This window comes from Micromonospora sp. M61 (genome assembly GCF_018070245.1).
Lineage (GTDB): Bacteria > Actinomycetota > Actinomycetes > Mycobacteriales > Micromonosporaceae > Micromonospora > Micromonospora zamorensis.
Map to the genome: position 1 here is coordinate 13681 of NZ_JAGPYA010000075.1, position 16655 is coordinate 30335.

The 16655-nt window shown below is 68.7% G+C and carries 14 protein-coding genes; 4 read left to right on the forward strand and 10 right to left on the reverse strand.

From position 1 onward, the window contains the following. Nucleotides 1–94: 94 nt before the first annotated feature. Nucleotides 95–970, reverse strand: coding sequence for a sigma-70 family RNA polymerase sigma factor (locus KBX34_RS29365; RefSeq protein WP_210928205.1), 876 nt, complete (start codon nt 968–970; stop codon nt 95–97). Nucleotides 971–1057: 87 nt separating this feature from the next. Between KBX34_RS29365 and KBX34_RS29370 the strand changes: the two genes are divergently transcribed. Beyond that, entirely contained in the window at nt 1058–1516 is a 459-nt protein-coding gene (locus tag KBX34_RS29370; RefSeq protein WP_210928207.1) for a carboxymuconolactone decarboxylase family protein, read from the forward strand. A 37-nt stretch (nt 1517–1553) separates the two neighbouring features. Here the strand turns inward: KBX34_RS29370 and KBX34_RS29375 are convergent, their stop codons facing one another. Next, nucleotides 1554–1781, reverse strand: coding sequence for a hypothetical protein (locus tag KBX34_RS29375; protein WP_179779911.1), 228 nt, complete (start codon nt 1779–1781; stop codon nt 1554–1556). A gap of 310 nt (nt 1782–2091) precedes the next feature. Between KBX34_RS29375 and KBX34_RS29380 the strand changes: the two genes are divergently transcribed. Next, nucleotides 2092–2685: a DUF4240 domain-containing protein gene (locus tag KBX34_RS29380; protein WP_210928208.1), complete on the forward strand. Its 594-nt coding sequence runs from the start codon at nt 2092–2094 to the stop codon at nt 2683–2685. A gap of 331 nt (nt 2686–3016) precedes the next feature. Here the strand turns inward: KBX34_RS29380 and KBX34_RS29385 are convergent, their stop codons facing one another. The 3 genes from KBX34_RS29385 to KBX34_RS29395 form a co-directional block, all read right to left on the reverse strand. Then, on the reverse strand, nt 3017–3244 hold the full coding sequence (locus KBX34_RS29385; RefSeq protein ID WP_141910165.1) for a ferredoxin: 228 nt from the start codon (nt 3242–3244) through the stop codon (nt 3017–3019). Continuing rightward, entirely contained in the window at nt 3241–4470 is a 1230-nt protein-coding gene (locus KBX34_RS29390) for a cytochrome P450 (protein WP_210928211.1), read from the reverse strand. Before KBX34_RS29390 ends, KBX34_RS29385 begins: the two co-directional genes overlap by 4 nt. 377 nt (nt 4471–4847) lie before the next feature. Continuing rightward, a complete protein-coding gene (locus tag KBX34_RS29395; protein ID WP_307871520.1) occupies nt 4848–6290 on the reverse strand; it encodes a lipase family protein in 1443 nt (480 codons plus the stop codon). A gap of 324 nt (nt 6291–6614) precedes the next feature. Between KBX34_RS29395 and KBX34_RS29400 the strand changes: the two genes are divergently transcribed. Next, on the forward strand, nt 6615–7052 hold the full coding sequence (locus tag KBX34_RS29400) for a TetR/AcrR family transcriptional regulator (protein WP_247672371.1): 438 nt from the start codon (nt 6615–6617) through the stop codon (nt 7050–7052). A gap of 324 nt (nt 7053–7376) precedes the next feature. On the opposite strand, the gene KBX34_RS29405 is transcribed toward KBX34_RS29400, so the two are convergent. The 5 genes from KBX34_RS29405 to KBX34_RS29425 form a co-directional block, all read right to left on the reverse strand. Continuing rightward, a complete protein-coding gene (locus tag KBX34_RS29405; RefSeq protein WP_210928215.1) occupies nt 7377–8726 on the reverse strand; it encodes an alpha-L-fucosidase in 1350 nt (449 codons plus the stop codon). Beyond that, entirely contained in the window at nt 8726–9616 is an 891-nt protein-coding gene (locus KBX34_RS34335) for a carbohydrate ABC transporter permease (protein ID WP_210928217.1), read from the reverse strand. The genes KBX34_RS29405 and KBX34_RS34335 overlap by 1 nt, the downstream gene beginning before the upstream one ends. Next, nucleotides 9613–10533, reverse strand: coding sequence for a carbohydrate ABC transporter permease (locus KBX34_RS29415; RefSeq protein ID WP_141910169.1), 921 nt, complete (start codon nt 10531–10533; stop codon nt 9613–9615). Before KBX34_RS29415 ends, KBX34_RS34335 begins: the two co-directional genes overlap by 4 nt. Before the next feature lie 101 nt (nt 10534–10634). After that, complete coding sequence (locus KBX34_RS29420; RefSeq protein WP_210928219.1) at nt 10635–11990, reverse strand: extracellular solute-binding protein; 1356 nt, start codon at nt 11988–11990, stop codon at nt 10635–10637. Between the two features lie 177 nt (nt 11991–12167). Continuing rightward, complete coding sequence (locus KBX34_RS29425; RefSeq protein ID WP_210928221.1) at nt 12168–15188, reverse strand: glycoside hydrolase family 2 TIM barrel-domain containing protein; 3021 nt, start codon at nt 15186–15188, stop codon at nt 12168–12170. 296 nt (nt 15189–15484) lie between these two features. Here KBX34_RS29425 and KBX34_RS29430 point away from each other — a divergent pair, with 296 nt between their 5' ends. Next, a complete protein-coding gene (locus KBX34_RS29430) occupies nt 15485–16534 on the forward strand; it encodes a LacI family DNA-binding transcriptional regulator (protein WP_210928223.1) in 1050 nt (349 codons plus the stop codon). Nucleotides 16535–16655 lie beyond the last annotated feature (121 nt).

Below are 16655 nucleotides of genomic sequence, written 5' to 3' on the forward strand. Positions count from 1 at the left end.
CTCGCGTACGGCCTCCATCAGGCCGGCATAGCCAGACCGCCGGCGCGAGGACGCGCCCACCGGGCCGCTTGACGAGTGGCTGACCTCGTCGAGCTCACACTGGGTCTGGCAGGTCGATGAGCGCGAGCTTGGCCGGGTCGTTCACAGCGGTGATCTCGGTGATGTGGCCATCGACGACGGTGAAGGCGAGCAGTGACAGCGGGGTACCGTTCTCGTCCCAGGAGACAACGCCGGGGCGGCCGTTGACGGTCGCTGCGTGTCCTCGTGCAGCACCGCCCCCTACCTGGGCGCGGGTGGCGACATTGGTGGCTCCGAGCGTGACGAACTGGCCGTCCTGGGTGTGGACGGTGAACTTCACGTCGGGGTGGAGAACCTCCAGCAGCCGCTCGAACTGGCCCTCGCGGGCCGCAGCCAAGAACGCCTCGACCACCTCACGTTGCTGCTGTCGATCGCTCGCGGACTGCCTGGCGGCCTGCACCTTCTGGCGGGCGCGGCTGGTGAGCATCTTGGTCGCGTCGGTGGACCTGCCGAGGATGGTGCCGATCTCCCCGTGGGGAACGGCGAACACGTCGTGCAGCACGAACGCCAGGCGCTCGTCGGGGCGCAGCGAGTCCAGGACCGTCATCAGCGCCAGGCCCACCGAGTCACCCAACGCAACAAGCTCTTCCGCAGCCGGACCATCGTCGAGCGTCACGGCGAATTCGGGCAGATGGTCGTCGAGTGGGACTGTGGGGCGCGTGCGGCCCGAGCGTAGGAGATCAAGGCTGATGCGGCCGACCACGGTGGTCAGCCAGCCGCCGAGGTTGTGGATGGTGTCGGTGTCTTGGCGGGAGAGACGCAGCCACGCCTCCTGGACCGCGTCGTCGGCGTCGGCATGCGAGCCGAGTACGCGGTAGGCGACGGCTGTGAGCCGGCCGCGGTGCGCCTCGAAGGCCTCGGCGATCGGGTCGGCGGGATGGTTGCCCGACATGGTGTTACCTCCCTGGAAGCTGCTCCGTCATAGGGGTGACGGGCACCAGCCCCGCGAGGTAACCCCGAGCAAGGAGAGCATCCTGCCATGCAGAACCGACTGAAGAACAAGAACACCATCAACCCCGACGTGTGGACGGCGGTCGGGCACCTGCAGAAGGCGATTGCCGCCGGGGGCGTCGACCCGAAGCTGCTCGCGCTGGTCCATCTGCGCGCCAGCCAGATCAACAGCTGCTCGGCGTGCGTCTACGCCAGTGTCGCCGGTGGAAAGAAGGCCGGTGATACCGACGAGCGGCTGCACAACGTAGCGGCGTGGCGTGAGGCGCCGTTTTACACCGATGCGGAGCGCGCGGCACTGGCGCTGGCCGAGGCCGCCACCCGGCTGCAGGACGGCGCGCAGGGAGTCACCGACGAGATCTGGGAAGAGGTGAACACCCATTTCACTGAGGAGCAGATCGGTGCGATCAACCTGGAGATTGCACTGACCAACTTCTTTAACCGGATCAACCGCACCATCGAGGAACCGGCCGGCCAGACCTGGGGCTGAGCCTCGGGCCTGACAGGTGCCGCTGCCGTGGCCCCCGTCATCTGCCTCGTCTGCGTACAAGCAGCGCCAGGACGCCGAACGCCGCCGTCGTGATGGTGCCGACGGCGGCGATGCCCGACGTGGCGGTCGCGTCTGCCTCACCCCAGCCGGCGAGGACCGTCAGCAGCACCACGGTCACGAGTCCACTGCCGGCGGTGAGCCAGATCCAGCGCTCCATGACGCCCTCCCGGCCGTCTCTGTCGCCCGTGTCGTTCGGGAGATTCATCGCAGTCCCCTTGTCCGCGTTCGCCAGTCGGTCGTGTCCGACCGGGTGCATGCCGCCACTCGCTCCACTAAGTAGACACTCAGCGATGGGAACATGCGAATGGGAGGATACTGATGAGATTCCCACGCCCAAAAGGACATTCTGGTCAGAGTGGTGCAGATGGCATGCGGTTTGCGATGTGTGCCCAGCTCAGCCGTAGTAGCCCATGAGCGCATGCGCAGGGCCAGGAACGCTTCAACGGCTGCTCGCGACTGGTGCCCGGGCCGACAGGCATGAGTTGTGTCGTTTGGTCGTGGGAGACTCTCGCGCCGTGGACGTTGACGAGTTTTGGGTGGTCGTGGAGTCGGCCGGGGCGGGTCTCGACGGACGGACCGGCGACGACGGTGAGGCCATTGCCGCGGCGTTGGTGACGCGCTTGGCCGCAACATCATCGGAGCGCATCCTCGAGTTCCAGGAGCTGTTCGATCAGCTCCATGACGCCCTCTACCGCTGGGACGTGTGGGCGGCTGCCTACCTGATCGGCGGAGGATGCTCGGACGACAGCTTTATCGATTTCCGGGCGGGAGTCATCGCGCTCGGGCGCGAGTGGTACGAGCGCGTCCTGGCCTCCCCAGACGGACTGGCTGACCATCCCGTGGTGCGAAAATCGGCGGCCGAGAAAGATGACGGCGCGCTGTTCGCCGAGTCGGTGAACTACGCAGCCAGCGAGGCCTACGAGCAGGTCACGGGGGGCGACGACGACGACTTCTATGAAGCGATGAAGGCCCGCGAACACACTGCGGTCGGCATCGACGAGGCCCGTGAGCCCGACATGGGTGAGGACTTCGATTTCGACAACGATGACGAGATGCGCAAGCGGCTACCCCGGCTGGCCGAGCTGTTCCTCGATCCCAGCGAGGGTTGATCTCGGCAGCAGAGCCAGGACGCTTGGAGACGGCGCGGCCAAGCCAGGCCAACGGTGTACGACTCGGACCGGACCCGGGGCCATCATCGGATGTTGATTCGCCGGCGCAGCGAGGTCGTGTCGGACATTCAGCAGAACCGCCGTCATCACCACCGCGAAGTCCGCCGGGGCAAGGTCATCCCCGCCGTCCCTTCCCGCCGTGGCCCCCGGCGCCGACGCCCAGACAAGCTGCACGCCGACAAGGGCTACGACTACTCCCACCTGGTCGCTGATCCGCGGAACTTCCGCGCCTGCCCAGCTCGTGGGAGCAGACGGGGGGCTCGATTTCCGGTCACTCCTGCGGCGCGATCAGCCGGTCGTCGGTGGCGTCGCGGACCGTGATCGCCTCCACCGGACACGAGTCGGCGGCATCGAGGACGACCTCGGCCGGGGCGACGACGTCGGCCAGCGGCGCGGACAGGCCGCCAACCAGGCGGAAGTGCTCGGGAGCGGTACCGGCGCAGACGCTCGTGCCGATGCAGCGGCGCGAGTCCACCCCGATCCGCCACGTCGTACTCACCAGGCCACCGGCATGCCGAGCAGGCCCCGCACCAACATGCCCCGCTTCCAGTCCAGCTCGGCTTCCGGTACGGCGAGCCGCAATCCGGGCAGGCGGGTCACGAGGGTGGCGACGGCGACCTGCAACTCCATGCGGGCAAGCTGCGCGCCGACGCAGTGGTGTACGCCGTGCCCGAAGCCCAGGTGCGGGTTCTGCTCGCGGTCGAGATCCAGCCGGTCCGGGTCGGCGAAGACGGTACCGTCCCGATTCGCCGATGACAGTGAGCCGAGAACCGGCTCACCTGCCCGGACCAGCACCCCGCCGACCTCGACGTCCTCCTTGGCGTACCGGGCGAAGGAGGAGCCGACGCCGAGCGGCACGTACCGCAACAGTTCCTCGACCGCGGCCGGCACCAGCGACGGGTCGGCCCGCAGCCGAGCGAGCTGGTCCGGGTTGTGCAGCAGGACGTAGACGAAGTTGGGGATCTGGGTGACCGTGGTCTCGTGGCCTGCCGCGAGCAGCCCTCCGGCCAGCTCCACCAGCTCGGTCTCGCTGAGCCGATCCTGATTCTCGTCGCGGGCCCGCACCAACGCGCCGAGCAGGTCGTCGATCCCCGGCTCGCGGCGGCGCTCGGCGACCAGATCACCGATGTAGCCCCAGAGATTGTTCAGGTACTCCTGGATCGTTTCCAAGGGCAGGGAGGTGGTCGAGACGATCGCCTCGGACCAGACGTGGAAGCGGTCCCGGTCGGCGTACGGGACCCCGAGCAGCTCGCAGATCACCTGGATCGGCAGCGGCGTGGCGACGTGCTCCACCAGGTCGGCCGGAGGACCGAGCCGGACCATGTTGTCGACCAGCGCGTCGGCGATCTCCTGGGTTCGGGGTCGCAGCGCCTCTACCCGACGTGCCGTGAACGCCTTCGCCACCAGCCGGCGCAGCCGAGTGTGATCGGGCGGGTCCATGGTCAGCATGCCGCTGTACTGCTGGCGCGGGGTGAGCCTGGGCTCGTCGCGCTGGACGGCCGGGGAGCGGCCGAACCGCACGTCGCCGAGGACCGTACGGACGTCCTCGTACCGGGTGGCGAGCCATGCCTCCTCGCCGTAGGGGAGCTTCACCCGGGTCATCGGCTCGTTCTCGCGCAGCTCGCCATAGGTCGGATCCACGACGAGGCGGTCGGGCACACCGAACGGGTACGGCCGCGCGGGCGGAACGGTTCGGCTCTCGGTGGCCTGCGCGCTCTCCGTCATCCGGATTCCCTTCGTCGAGGCGGCGTGATCCTCAGGCCGGTGCCACGTGCGCAGCGGCGCCGGGTGGCCGGCAGCCAAGCCTTGCGGACAGCACACGCTGACGCTCAGTAATCTTTCGAAATCGGATCGTAGCGGGAAGACATCGATGATCGCCATGGGCGCCGGTCCGCGTCCGGACACGACAGCGTTCTCGTGACGAACACGCCTGATCGGCGGCTACGGCGTTCAGGCGGGCACCTCCGCAGGACGGCTGCCGTGGTTCGGTCGGTCACGATCTCGCGGTGCGGAACGCGAGCAGAACCGCGGGGTCCTGCTCGCGTTCTTGGCTGTTGAGCACCCCCGCGTCGGATTTTCGGCGCTGGGCGTCGATCGCTCCGCTACGGCAGCAGGGGCAGGATGGGGCAGTTGGAGACAGCCGGCCAGCCGGCCAGGCGGTGGGTAAGCCAGTCCACGGCCGTGGACTGGTCCGTGAGCAGAGGCCCAAAGTGGTTGAGCAGCGCGCTGCTGCCCTTGGGCAGGTTGATCGGGTCGTAGACGACCTTGCCGCCGAGGCCGCACCAGTCGACGGCCATCGTGCGTGCCTGTGCGTGCGGCACGAGATTGTCGTTGACACCGGTGGCGACGCGCACGATGCCGGTGGGCTTACGTGTGCCGAGGAGTTGGTCGTTGATGAACACACGCAGGACGGGTTCGGCTCCGATGATCTCGGCCACGGACTCGCCGTTGGTGGTCCAGGTCGAGGAGCGTGTTCCGGCGTACGTGATGATCGCGTCGCCGACGCACATGGTTGACATGTCTTGGAGCGCGGCGCGGCCGTTGTCGCTGAGGTACCGATCGAACAGTGGCCGAATTTCCGGCTTCGCCTGCAGGAAGCCGTTCACCGACCAACCGAGCGCACCCAGTAGTTCACTGCCGTCGATTGCGGCGGTCACGTCGACCAGGTTGGCCGGCGGGGCGCCCGCGTAGGTGGCCTTGAGTGCGACGTCGGGCGCGTAGGTCGCCTGGAGTTCGGCTGCTGAGGCGACTGCACCGCCGCCCTGGCTGTAGCCGTAGAGGCCTACGGGCGCCTGTGCGGTGACTTTGGTGTTCGGGAGCGCCTTGGCCGCCCGCGCGGCGTCGAGTACGGCGTGGCCGCTGTCGATCCGGTTGACGTAGGTATGCAGCCGGTCGGTCGTGCCGAGTCCGACGTAGTCGGTCTGCACGACCGCGATGCCCTTGGCGAGGAGCCGGTACATGGCGAGGATCTCGTAGCCGACCGAGACGGTGCTCTGTTCCTTGCCGATCCCCAGGATGAGACCCCGCTGCAGGGCCAGCGATGTGGAGCACTGGTCGCCCTGGCCCATCGTGCCCGGCGCGAGGACCACCAGCGGCCTCGGTCCCATCCCCAGCCAGGGTGCGGCGGGTTCGAGGTAGGCGCCAGTGACGGCGACCGGGCTGCCGGTGGAGCCGGTGGACTTGTACATGATCCGGGTGGCGCTGCCCGGCATGCTGGAGTTGATACCCGGCAGGTTCAGGGCTAGTTGGAGGGGTTCGGTGCGGATCAGCCCTCCGTTGGCTGCCGGTAGGTTGGCCGGCGGCGTGTAGAAGGCGGGGATGGTGATGCCGCGCGAGGTATCGGCCTGAGCGGGGATCGCCCCGAGGCCGACGCTGGCGAGGGCTCCGGCGAGCAGCGTGGCGGAAACGCGGGTGCGTAACGACATGTACGCCCTTTCTCGTGTCGCCGCAGACTTGGCTGCATCAATGCGCGAGCGGCGGTTACCGGACGGTAATCGGGAGAACCGAGAACCTCCAGAGGGGCGTCTTATCACTACGGCGTCCACGATTCGAGCGATGTTCCGGAGGGCTCACTCACGTGGGCATGCAACCCGGAGCAGCGCGTGCTCTCCTATGTGACTGGACGACGCAGCCGCCGGTCGCGCGGGGGTGTCCGGCAGGGACGGGCGCAACCAGCAGCGCAGAGACTGGTACCGACAAGCCAGATCGTGTGACATCATCATTACCGTTCGGTAACATGAGCCGCTTCGAGGAGCATGTTGGTGCTGTACGGGTCGCCGCCGTCACGTCGCCGAGATGCCCTGCGTAACCGTGCCGCCATCGTCCAGGCCGCCAGCGACCTGATGACCGGCGTCCGTTCGGGGCCGCCGATGCCCGAGATCGCCCGCCGGGCGGGCGTGGGACAGGCCACCATCTACCGGCACTTCCCTGACCGGCGCGCCCTCGCCGAGGCGGTGGTCACCTACCAGGTCGACCGGCTCGAGATCGTCGCAGCGACCGTCGATCATCCGGCGGCGTTCCGCGCGCTGCTGCTGGAGGTGCTGCGCACGCAGGTTGCGATGCGCTCGCTCGTGCCGCTCGCCCTCAAGCTTGAACAGGGCAGCCGTGACCGCCTCCAGCACCGAGTCATCGCCGCGCTCACCGGGCCGCTGCGCCGCGCGCAGGCCGGCGGGCATGTACGCGCCGACCTCGCACCGGCCGACCTGGCGTTGTTGTTCGCGATGGTGCACGGCGCGGCCGAGGCCGGCGTTGCAGCCGAACGTTCGGTGGACCTGCTGCTGGACGGCGTGTTCTGCAGTCCGGCGTGAAGGTCGGGCGCTCGGACCGGCGGCGGCTGAGGCCGGCATGACCGGCCGCTCAGCAGGACCGAGATGGGGCGGTGATCTGCCACGACGTTGAGCGCGGGACCATCCGGGTCCGCAATCGCAGCCGGACGCAGGTGACACGACGTCAGGCCGGACTGGTAGGACCGCACCGACCACGACCCCTGGCGGGAGCGGCGTCTGTGCTGCGTCGTCGCGCAGTAGGACTGTGCCGATCAGTTGATCCGGGTTGCGCAGCCGGTCCCGGATCAACTGGGAGACCACCGTATCGGCGAGGTCAGCGCAGTGGTGAGCCGGCGGGTCGTGACCCTATCCTTCTGATCCGGAGGGGATCTCGACCACCACGACGTGGGGGTTGGGCCCGGCCGGAACCTGCACCGTGACGTCGTGCCCGTTCCCGGTGACACGCAGGGTGCTGGGGACCGCCACGCCGTCCGCGTACAGACCGATCGCATGCACCACCTCCGGCCTCCCCGACGGTGAGGTGAGGTGCCACTCCAGCGTGCCGGAGGCCGTCAGACCCGGATCGGCGGGCCGGGAACCGTAGATCGCGTGACCGGCCTCCCGCAGGACCTCGCCGAGCTCACGCATCCGCTCGATCACGTGGCGGGAGATCCGGCCGGTGGCGTCCGGGCCGACACCGATGAGGTAGTTGCCACCGCGAGCGACGATGCGCACCAGAGTGGCGGCGATCTCGCCGATCGGCTTCGCGGGGTCGTCGGGGACCTCCGAGCACCAGGATCGGGTCATGGTGATGCAGGATTCCCACGGGTGGTCCAGCCGCTCGTCGGGCAGCTGCTGCTCGGGCGTGCGGTAGTTCTCGTTCGGGCCGTGGACCTCGCGGTCGACCACGAGGATGTCCGGCTGGAGTTCCCGGGCGCGCTCGGCGATCGTGTCGATCCCGATCGGCTCGTCTGGCTCGCGCACCCATCCCGCGTCGAGCCACAGCACGTTGACACGGCCGTACCGGGTCAGGAGTTCCTCGATCTGACGGTGGGTGTAGTCCACGAACGAACGCCACTTCGCCGGCTTCTCGGCGATGTCGTAGTTGTGGAACCGGTCCCGGATCGGCAGTGCCCGGTCCCAGTAGCCGGGGTGGTTCCAGTCGGCCTTGGAGAAGTAGACGCCGGTCTCCAGGCCCTCAGCACGGAAAGCGTCGAAGGTCTCGGCGACGATGTCCCGCCGGAGACCGGAGTCCTCGGCGGTGGACTTGAAGTTCGACTGGTCGGTGTCGTACAGGGCAAATCCGTCGTGGTGTTTCGTCGTGAGAACCAGATAGCGCAGTCCCGCGTCGGCGCACATTCGCGCCCAGGCAGCCGGGTCGTAGTCCTCGCCTCGGAACGTCTCGGCCTGGCGGTTGTACCAGGTGTGGTACTCGGCATGGGTTCCCGTCCAGTCGGTGGGCGGGTCGGTGAACTCGCCCAACCGCTCGCGGTGCAGCGACCAGGATCCGCTCTGGCCGATCGCCCTGTAGATGCCCCAGTGGATGATCACGCCGACCTTGATGTCGCGCCAGTGTTCCAAGGCAGCGCGGGTACGCGGGTCGGACGGCCACTGGTAGCCGGGGTCCGGGACGGCTGTCAACGCGCCCGCCGCCTCCAGCGCGTCCGGCGTGAAGTCGGCCGGGCCGTCGGCGGTGCCGTTCGTCGGGTGCGTCATCAGAATTTCAGTCCTCCCTCTTCGATGCCCCGGAAGAAGTACTTCTGGGCCAGGAAGAAGATGAGCAGCAATGGCAGGAAGGCCACGATGGCGCCGGCGAGCACCACCCGGTAGTCGAAGCCGAAGGCACTCTCCAGCTGCGTGATGGCGAGCATGACCGTGAACTTGCTGTCGTCACGCAGCACGATGACCGGCCACAGGTAGTCCTCCCAGGCGAAGATGAAGGAGGTCAGCCCGACGATGACCAACGCGCCCTTGACCTGCGGAAGGAAGATGTGCCAGAAGCGCTGCCACTCGCTCGCGCCGTCGAGCAGTGCCGCGTTCTCGAGTTCGTCGGGGACACCGAGGAACGCCGCGCGCATCAGCAGGATGTGGAACGCCTCCAGCATGAGCGGCAGCCACACACCGATCAGGCTGTTGTAGTACCCGAAGTCGCGTACCTGCGCGAACAGCGAGACCATGATCGCCTCGAACGGGAAGATCAGGGCCGACAGCACGATGACCGTCATGAGGTTGCGGCCCTTCCAACCTCGGCGCGACAGGATGTAGCCGCCCATGGTCGACAAGATGATCCGGCTGACGACGATGAGGGAGCAGACTACGAGCGAGTTCCCGAAGGCCCGCAGAACGTCGGTTTGCTGCATCAGGTCGCGGAACGCGTCGAGGCTCCACTGCTGCGGCCACACCGTGGCGTCCGGACCGAACATGGCTTCGTCCGGACCCTTGAACGCTCCGAGCAGCGGCACGACGAGCGGGCCCACGAGCACCACGAGGACGACGACCAGGCCGACGTAGCGCCCCACTGCCGGACGGGCGGGCTTGCGGTTGCGGGCCGGACGGGGTGCGGACGCCGCCCCCTGCGCGGTCGTCGAGCGTACGGTCGTGCTCACTGCTCCTCCGCCTTCCGGTTGATGCGCTGGCTCAGCAGCACCAGGCCAACGGTGAGGAGGAACAGCACCACAGAGGCGGCGCTGCCGAGGCCGAGGGAGCCGTAGGTGCTGTCGGCGATACCGACGTCGCGGATGTACATGGTCAGCGTCGACGAGTCGCCGCCGATGCCACCGGTGCCGTTGGTCAGCAGGAAGACCTCACTGAACACCTTCATCGAGCCGATCATCACGAGGACGGCGACGAGGTTCAGCATGAGCCGTACGCCGGGCAGGGTGACGTGGAAGAACTTGCGCACCGCGCCGGCTCCGTCCATCTCCGCGGCCTCGTACAGCGAACGGTCCACGTTGGCCAGGGCGGACAGGTAGAGGATCATGTAGTACGGCAGGCCTTTCCAGATGGTGATGAGCATCGCGGAGGCGAGGACCCACCATCGCCCGGTGAGGAACGGCAGCGAACTCTGCACCAACCCGGTGTCCTTGAGGAACGCGTTGATGAGACCGTCGTCCTTGAGCAGGTAGGACCAAGCCAGCGCCACCACCACCACCGAGGCGACCGCCGGCAGGTAGAACAGCGAGCGGAAGATTCCGATGCCGGGGAGACGGTCCCGGACCAGCAACGCGAGCAGGAGCGGCAGGAAGGTCAGCACGGGTACGACGCACAGGGCGTACACCACCGAGTTGAGCAGCGCCGACCAGAAGGCCTCGTCCCGCAGCAGGTCCCGGAAGTTCTGCAGGCCCACGAAGTTGCCGGCGCCGCCGAGAGGACGGGCGTCGGTGAAGCTCAGCAGAACCGTGTTGAAGAAGGGGTAGATGTAGAACGCGACAACCGCTGCGATCGGCGGGATGCACCACAGGTATGGCACCCACCACTTGCGGTAACGGGCCGCTCCACCGAGAGATGTGCCGGTGTGTGCCATTGACCGTAGCTGCCTTCGTGAGCGGGCCGCGGACGGCGGCCCGGTGGTTCGGACGGGCGGGCTCGCGGGGGGCCCTGGGCCGGGCCCCCCGCACATCGGCCTTAGCCGAGCCGCCCGCGAAGCGTGTTGGCCTCGGTCTGGGCGTCGGCCAGCGCCTGCTTCGGGTCCTTCTGGCCGGTGATCGCCTTCTGGATGTTCTCGTTGATGATCTTGTCAATCTTGCCGGTGACGTAGAAGTGGCCGACGACGACCTTGCCCTGCTTCGCCGCTTCGGCGGCGACGCTACGCGCCTTGTCGAACGGGTCGCTGCCGCCCTTCGCCTCGAAGAACGGATCGTTGAGCGCCGTGGTCGACGACGGGAAGATCACGACGTTGGGGTCCTTGGCCCAGGCGAGCTGGTTCTCCGCGTTGGTCACGTACTGCGCGAACGCCATGGCCAGCGGGGCGTTCTTCGTCGTGCTGGCGACCCCGACGTACTGGCCGTTGAACAAGACCGAGCCGCCCGGCGAGGACAGGTGCGGGCCGACACCGGTCTTCGGGTAGAGGGCCGCGGCGTTCTGCTTGATGTTGCGCAGGAACGACGCGTTCGGGCTACCGAAGGCGAGGGTGCCCGCGCTGTAAGCCTGGCTCGGGTCCGGCTGACCGGTCACCGAGTCCTTCGGGATGGCACCGGCCTGATAGAGATCCGCCATGTCCGTCAGCCACTTCTGGGCCTTGGCATCATCGGCGAAGGCGAACTTCTTGTTGTCCGGCGTCATCAGCTGGACGCCCAGGCCGACCCAGGAGTCGACGAAGGTCCACTGGGCGTTGCCCCACAACGCCTGGTACTGACCCTTGGACGACGCGGCGATCTGCTTGCTGTTCGCGACGACCTCGTCCCAGTTCGCCGGCGGCTTCTCCGGGTCCAGGCCGGCCTTGACGAAGAGATCCTTGTTGTACGTGGTGATCAGCGGCCCCCAGTACCAGGGGTAGACGGTGCGGTGGCCCTGGGCGCCGAAGTTGAGGTTGTCCCAGACGTCAGGCAGGAAGTCCTTGCCGGTGCCGGGCGCCTTCACGTCGATGTCCATCAGCAGGTTGGCTTTGGTTAGCGCCATGACCGTGGAACTGGTGACGTTGACGACGTCGGCCATGACGCACGTCTGCGCGTCGTTGACCAGGCGGGCGTCGACGTCGTCGGCGGTCGGGGTGTCCTCCCACTTGATCTTGACGCCAGGATGCTGCTGCTCGAACTTCGCGATCAGCGGCTCGAAGAAACCACCGAAGTCCTTCTTCAACCCGTCGGTGGCGAAGCGAATCTCACCGGACAGCTTGGACGTGTCCAGCGGCTTGTCGTCGATGTTGCCGGCCGGCACGTCGCAGTCGACCTGCGGCTTGGCGATGCCGCCCTGCGTCGTCTCCGCGTCCGAGCCACCGAGCCCGCACCCCGCCATCAGGGCGAGGGCGCTGACGGCGCTCACGGCCGCCAGCATGGGCCGGCGACGCCTGGTGAAGCTGTTCATCGTATGTGCCTCCGAGAATTCTCGTTCCTCGCGGACGGCGGCCCATTCGCTGCGCGCCTCTCCGGAGTACCTGATCCGCCCGTCCGCCGAAGGTCGGATACGTGGCGAGGGCTTGGCGGTATTAGACCCTTGCTATCACGAGTTTGCAAGAGGTCGTCTGATGTTCTCAGCAAGATCGACAAAATCGATGGCCGCTCGTAACCGACGGGGGCGCAACGCGTACGCCGGTCGTACGTCCGGGCCGCAGGAGCGACTGCCGAGCCCGTGCTGCGCCAGGTCCAGGTAGAGATGCGTCGCCGAAGGCCGGGGCAACCGGTACGGGTGACTCACGCCGGTCAGTTCGTGTGCACTCCACGGGCGCAGCGAGAAACCCACAGTCCCCTCCACGACGCGGACCCCCAGGCCGGGCAGCCCGTCGCCGGGATCGAGTCGCAGGCTGCGCAGCTCCGAGCGGTGACCGCCCTCCTGCGGTCGAATCTGCGGCTCCACGAAATTGTCGAGGTCGGCGCTGTAGGTGCCCACCACGACGCCGGCCCGCATGTCGGGGTACGACTCACCTGGCCCCAGGCCGTACCAGGTCGCGCGCCACGGCGCCGGGTCGAGCGCGAAGTGCAGGCCCGCTCGTGGCCACGTGCCCCGCCACTCCCCGTCCGGCTCCAGGGTCACGGCGCACCGGGCACCGCCGTCGCAGGGCGTCCACTCCAGCCGGACCGTCACGCCCCAGGGAAGTGCCGCGGGCGCCCACCGGGAGACGGCGACGAGGCCGGCCGGGGACCCCGACACCCGCACCGTACGACGCTCGAGCCGGTCCAGGCCGCGCTCGCGCCAGCGGTCGGCGGCGGAGGGCCCGCGGACGCCCGCCCCCGCGCCACCGGTCGTGGCCGGGTCGTGTTCCTCGTAGTCCAGGGGGCCGTGCCCGAGGTCGTTGTCGGTCGGTGCCCGCCACAGCTCCACACCGAAGGCGAGCAGCGGCACACCCATGATGTTGGTGGGGTCGCCGCTGTGGGCGTCCAGGATGACCCCGCCCACACTCAGAGAGCCGCCGTGGTGCCGCGCTGGCCTCGGCCGGGTCACGGTGGCACCGGCCGGGACCGGCATGGCGCGCGGTCGGGCCGGCGGCTTGTCGAACGGGCGTCCCTGCCAGCGGTGCAGGACGTGCCCGGCGTCGCACCAGGCGGTCGAGGCTACGGTCTGCACGGTGAGCGTCAGATGGGTGTCGGCCTCGGCGTCATCGACGGATGCCAGCGCCGTCCGCAGCCCCTCAGGGCAGTTCAGCTCGCTGCGCTCGCCGGGCGGCAGCTCGCCGCAGGGCAGCACGCCCCCGGCGACGAGCTGGCCCCGGCTCTCCAACCGCCAGCCCACCGCCAGATCCGCGGTGGTGGTGAACCGTCGTCGCGAGTCGACTGTGATCCGGTCCGCACCGGACCACTCGGCCCGTACGGGAGCGACAAGCTGGGCCCAGTCGACCAGCCCGGAGGTGGGCGTCCCGTCCGCGCGGACCATGCCGTCGGCGAGGAACGTGCCGTCGTGCAGGCGCTCACCGAAGTCACCGCCGTAGGCCTGGAACGGCTGCCCGGCGGGGGCGGTGGCGCTGAGGGTGTGGTCGCGCCACTCCCACACGAAACCACCAGCGATTCGGGGTGAGGCGTCGATCAGCTCGGCGTAGTCGCAGGCGCCACCCGGTCCGGTGCCCATGGCGTGCAGGTACTCGACCAGCAGGTACGGCAGGGACCGCGCCCGCGAGGCCTGTTCCCGGGTGATCTCGGCGGCAGGGTGGTGCGGGACCGCGATCGGGCCGTCGTCGGCGAGGAAGGCCCGCACCTCCTCGATCGCCGGGTACATGCGGGAGTAGATCTGGGTGTACTCCGCCGCGTGATCCCCCTCGTAGTGCACCGGGCGGGAGGGGTCACGCTCCTTGATCCACTGCGCCATGGCCGCGAGGTTTTGTCCCGTGCCACATTCGTTGCCCAACGACCAGCAGATGACGCTCGGGTGGTTCTTGTCCCGTTCCACCATGCGGCGAGCCCGGTCGAACAGGTTGTCGCGCCAGTCGGGGTCGTCGCTCGGGTTGCGCCGCCACTCGTCGATCTCGAAACCGTGGGTCTCCAGGTCGCACTCGACCATCACCCAGAGGCCCAGCTCGTCGGCCAGATCGAGCAGCCGGGGATGGGGCGGGTAGTGGGCGGTACGGATGGCGTCGACGTTGTGGCGTTTCATCAGCGCCAGATCCGCCCGGGCGCGTTCCTCGTCGAAGACGCGTCCGTGCCGGCTGTCGATCTCGTGCCGGTTCATGCCCCGCAGCGTGATCGGACGGCCGTTGACGCGTAGCACGCCCTCCGTGATCTCCACCGTGCGAAAGCCAATGCGCAGCCGGACCGTCTCACCCGACGCGGCCACGATGACGTCGTACAGCGCGGGGTGCTCGGCCGACCACGGCCGCACGACTCCGACGGCCACCGGCGCGACCTCGGCCGGTGTGGACCAGGTCACGTCCACGCCCAGTTCGGGGACCCGCAGGCGCACCGGCCAGGCGGCGGGTCCGGACCCCAGCTCCATCTCGATGGTTCCGTGGCCGGTGGGGTCGTAGCCGGCCCGCAGCCAGATGTCGTCGATGCCGCCGACGGGTCGTCTGAGCAGCTGAACCTCGCGGAAGATGCCGGGCAACCACCACTGGTCCTGGTCTTCGAGGTAGCTGCCCGCCGACCACTGGTGCACGCGGATGGAGACCAGGTTCCGCCCGGCGACCAGGACGTCGGTCACGTCGAAGTCCTGAACGAGCCGCGAGCCGGTGCGCACGCCCACGTCCTGCCCGTTGACCCAGATCCGGGCCACCGACTCGATCCCGTCGGTACGCAGCAACACCCGCCCGCCGTCGAGCCAGTCGGCGGGCACGTCGATCCAGCGCCTGTGGTCGCCGGTGGGGTTGGCATCCGGTACGTGCGGCGGGTCCAGGGGGAACGGGTACATGACGTTCGTGTAACTGGGCTTGCTGTACGGCCCGTCCACCGGAAGCACCCAGTGACCCGGCACGGTGATCTCGTCCCAGTCCGAGTCGTCCAGCTCGGGATCCTGCACGGCGTACGGGCTGGTCGCCACGGGTGAGAACCGGAAGCGCCAGCGGCCGCCGAGGTCGATCCGCGGGGCGTCGCTGAGCACGGCCGCCACCGGCGCCGAGCGCGAGCCGGATCCCGGCGCGGTCGAGCTGACGTATGCGACCCCGCCGGGGCGGTCCGCATGCTCCGCGGGCGTCCTGGACAGGTGTCCGTACATCTGGAATCCCCCAACGATCGCTCCGTGCCCGCGGGCCCTCCCGAGCCCGCGGGGACCGCCATGCGACGGCCACGGAGGTGAGATCGGCGCAACCTATCACGAGTTAGCAAGGATTCTTCGTGGTCCACGACGCTGCTCGCCTGGCCGCATCGACGGCGCCCACGCTGTGTCAGACTGACGCCATGGCCCGCGCATCACGCAGCGATGTCGCCCGTCTCGCGGGAGTGGCACCGACCACCGTCTCCAACGTGCTCAACGGGCGCGCGGAGGCCCTCAGGCTGGCTCCGGCGACGGTGGAACGGGTCCGCGCCGCCGCGCTCGAGCTGCAGTACATCCCTCAGGCGTCGGCGCAGACCCTGCGGGGCGGGCGCTCGCACACGCTCGGCCTTCTACTGGCCGCGCTTCCGCCCTCACCCTTCGTGCCGGTCGTGTACGACGTGCTCACGTCCGCCATCGTCCAGGCTCAGCGCCGTGAGCGCCTGCTGTTCCCGGTGGTGCAGCCCGAGCATGGTGAGGACACCGCGTACATCGACCGCATGCTCGCCGACGTGGATCTGGCCGGCGTGGTCTGTGAGTACTCGCCGCGCAACGCTCTCGCCGGCCAGCGACTCGTCGACATGGACGTACCCGTCGTCTGGATGTCGCTCGACTCACCGCCCGAGGAGCGGGCCGGGATCGCGCACGTGCACGCGGACGAGAAGCCCGGCGTACGGGACGTGCTGTCCCGGCTGCGGATCGCCGGCGACAGGCGTCTGGGCGTACTCGTGGGGCCGGTGTACCGCACCGAACGCCTCGACGTGGCCGAGGAACTCTTCCCGGGCCGGATCGAGTTGATCGAGGCGGAGTCGTGGCTGCCGCATGCGGGGATGGCCGCCACCCGCAGCGCCCTGGCCCGTCATCGGGATCTCGGGGCGTTCTTCTGTGCCGACGACCTGCTCGCCATCGGCGCCCTTCAGGCTTGCGCCGAGAAGGGCCTCGCCGTGCCCGACGACATCTCGGTGATCGGCTTCGGCGGCTACCAGCTCGGCGAGTACGGGATCGGCGAGCTCACCACCGTGCACTGGCCGCTGCGGGAGCTGGCCGCTACGGCGGTCGACACCCTGGTCGACCATCTCGCGTCAGGTGACAGGCGTTCACGGGTTCCGGCCGCCACAGCGCCGGTCACCCGGGTGTTGCCGTCGGAAGCCGTGGTGCGCAGCTCGGCACTGCTGGCACCGCACCCGCTCCGCTAGGGCGTGTCTTCAAAGGCTCACAACCATTGGAGTAGCGCGGCGATAGTGACTGTGGCCTGGAACGAGGTCGCGGTCTTGTCGTAGCGGGTCGCCACGCTGCGGCACTGCTTGAGCCGGTTGA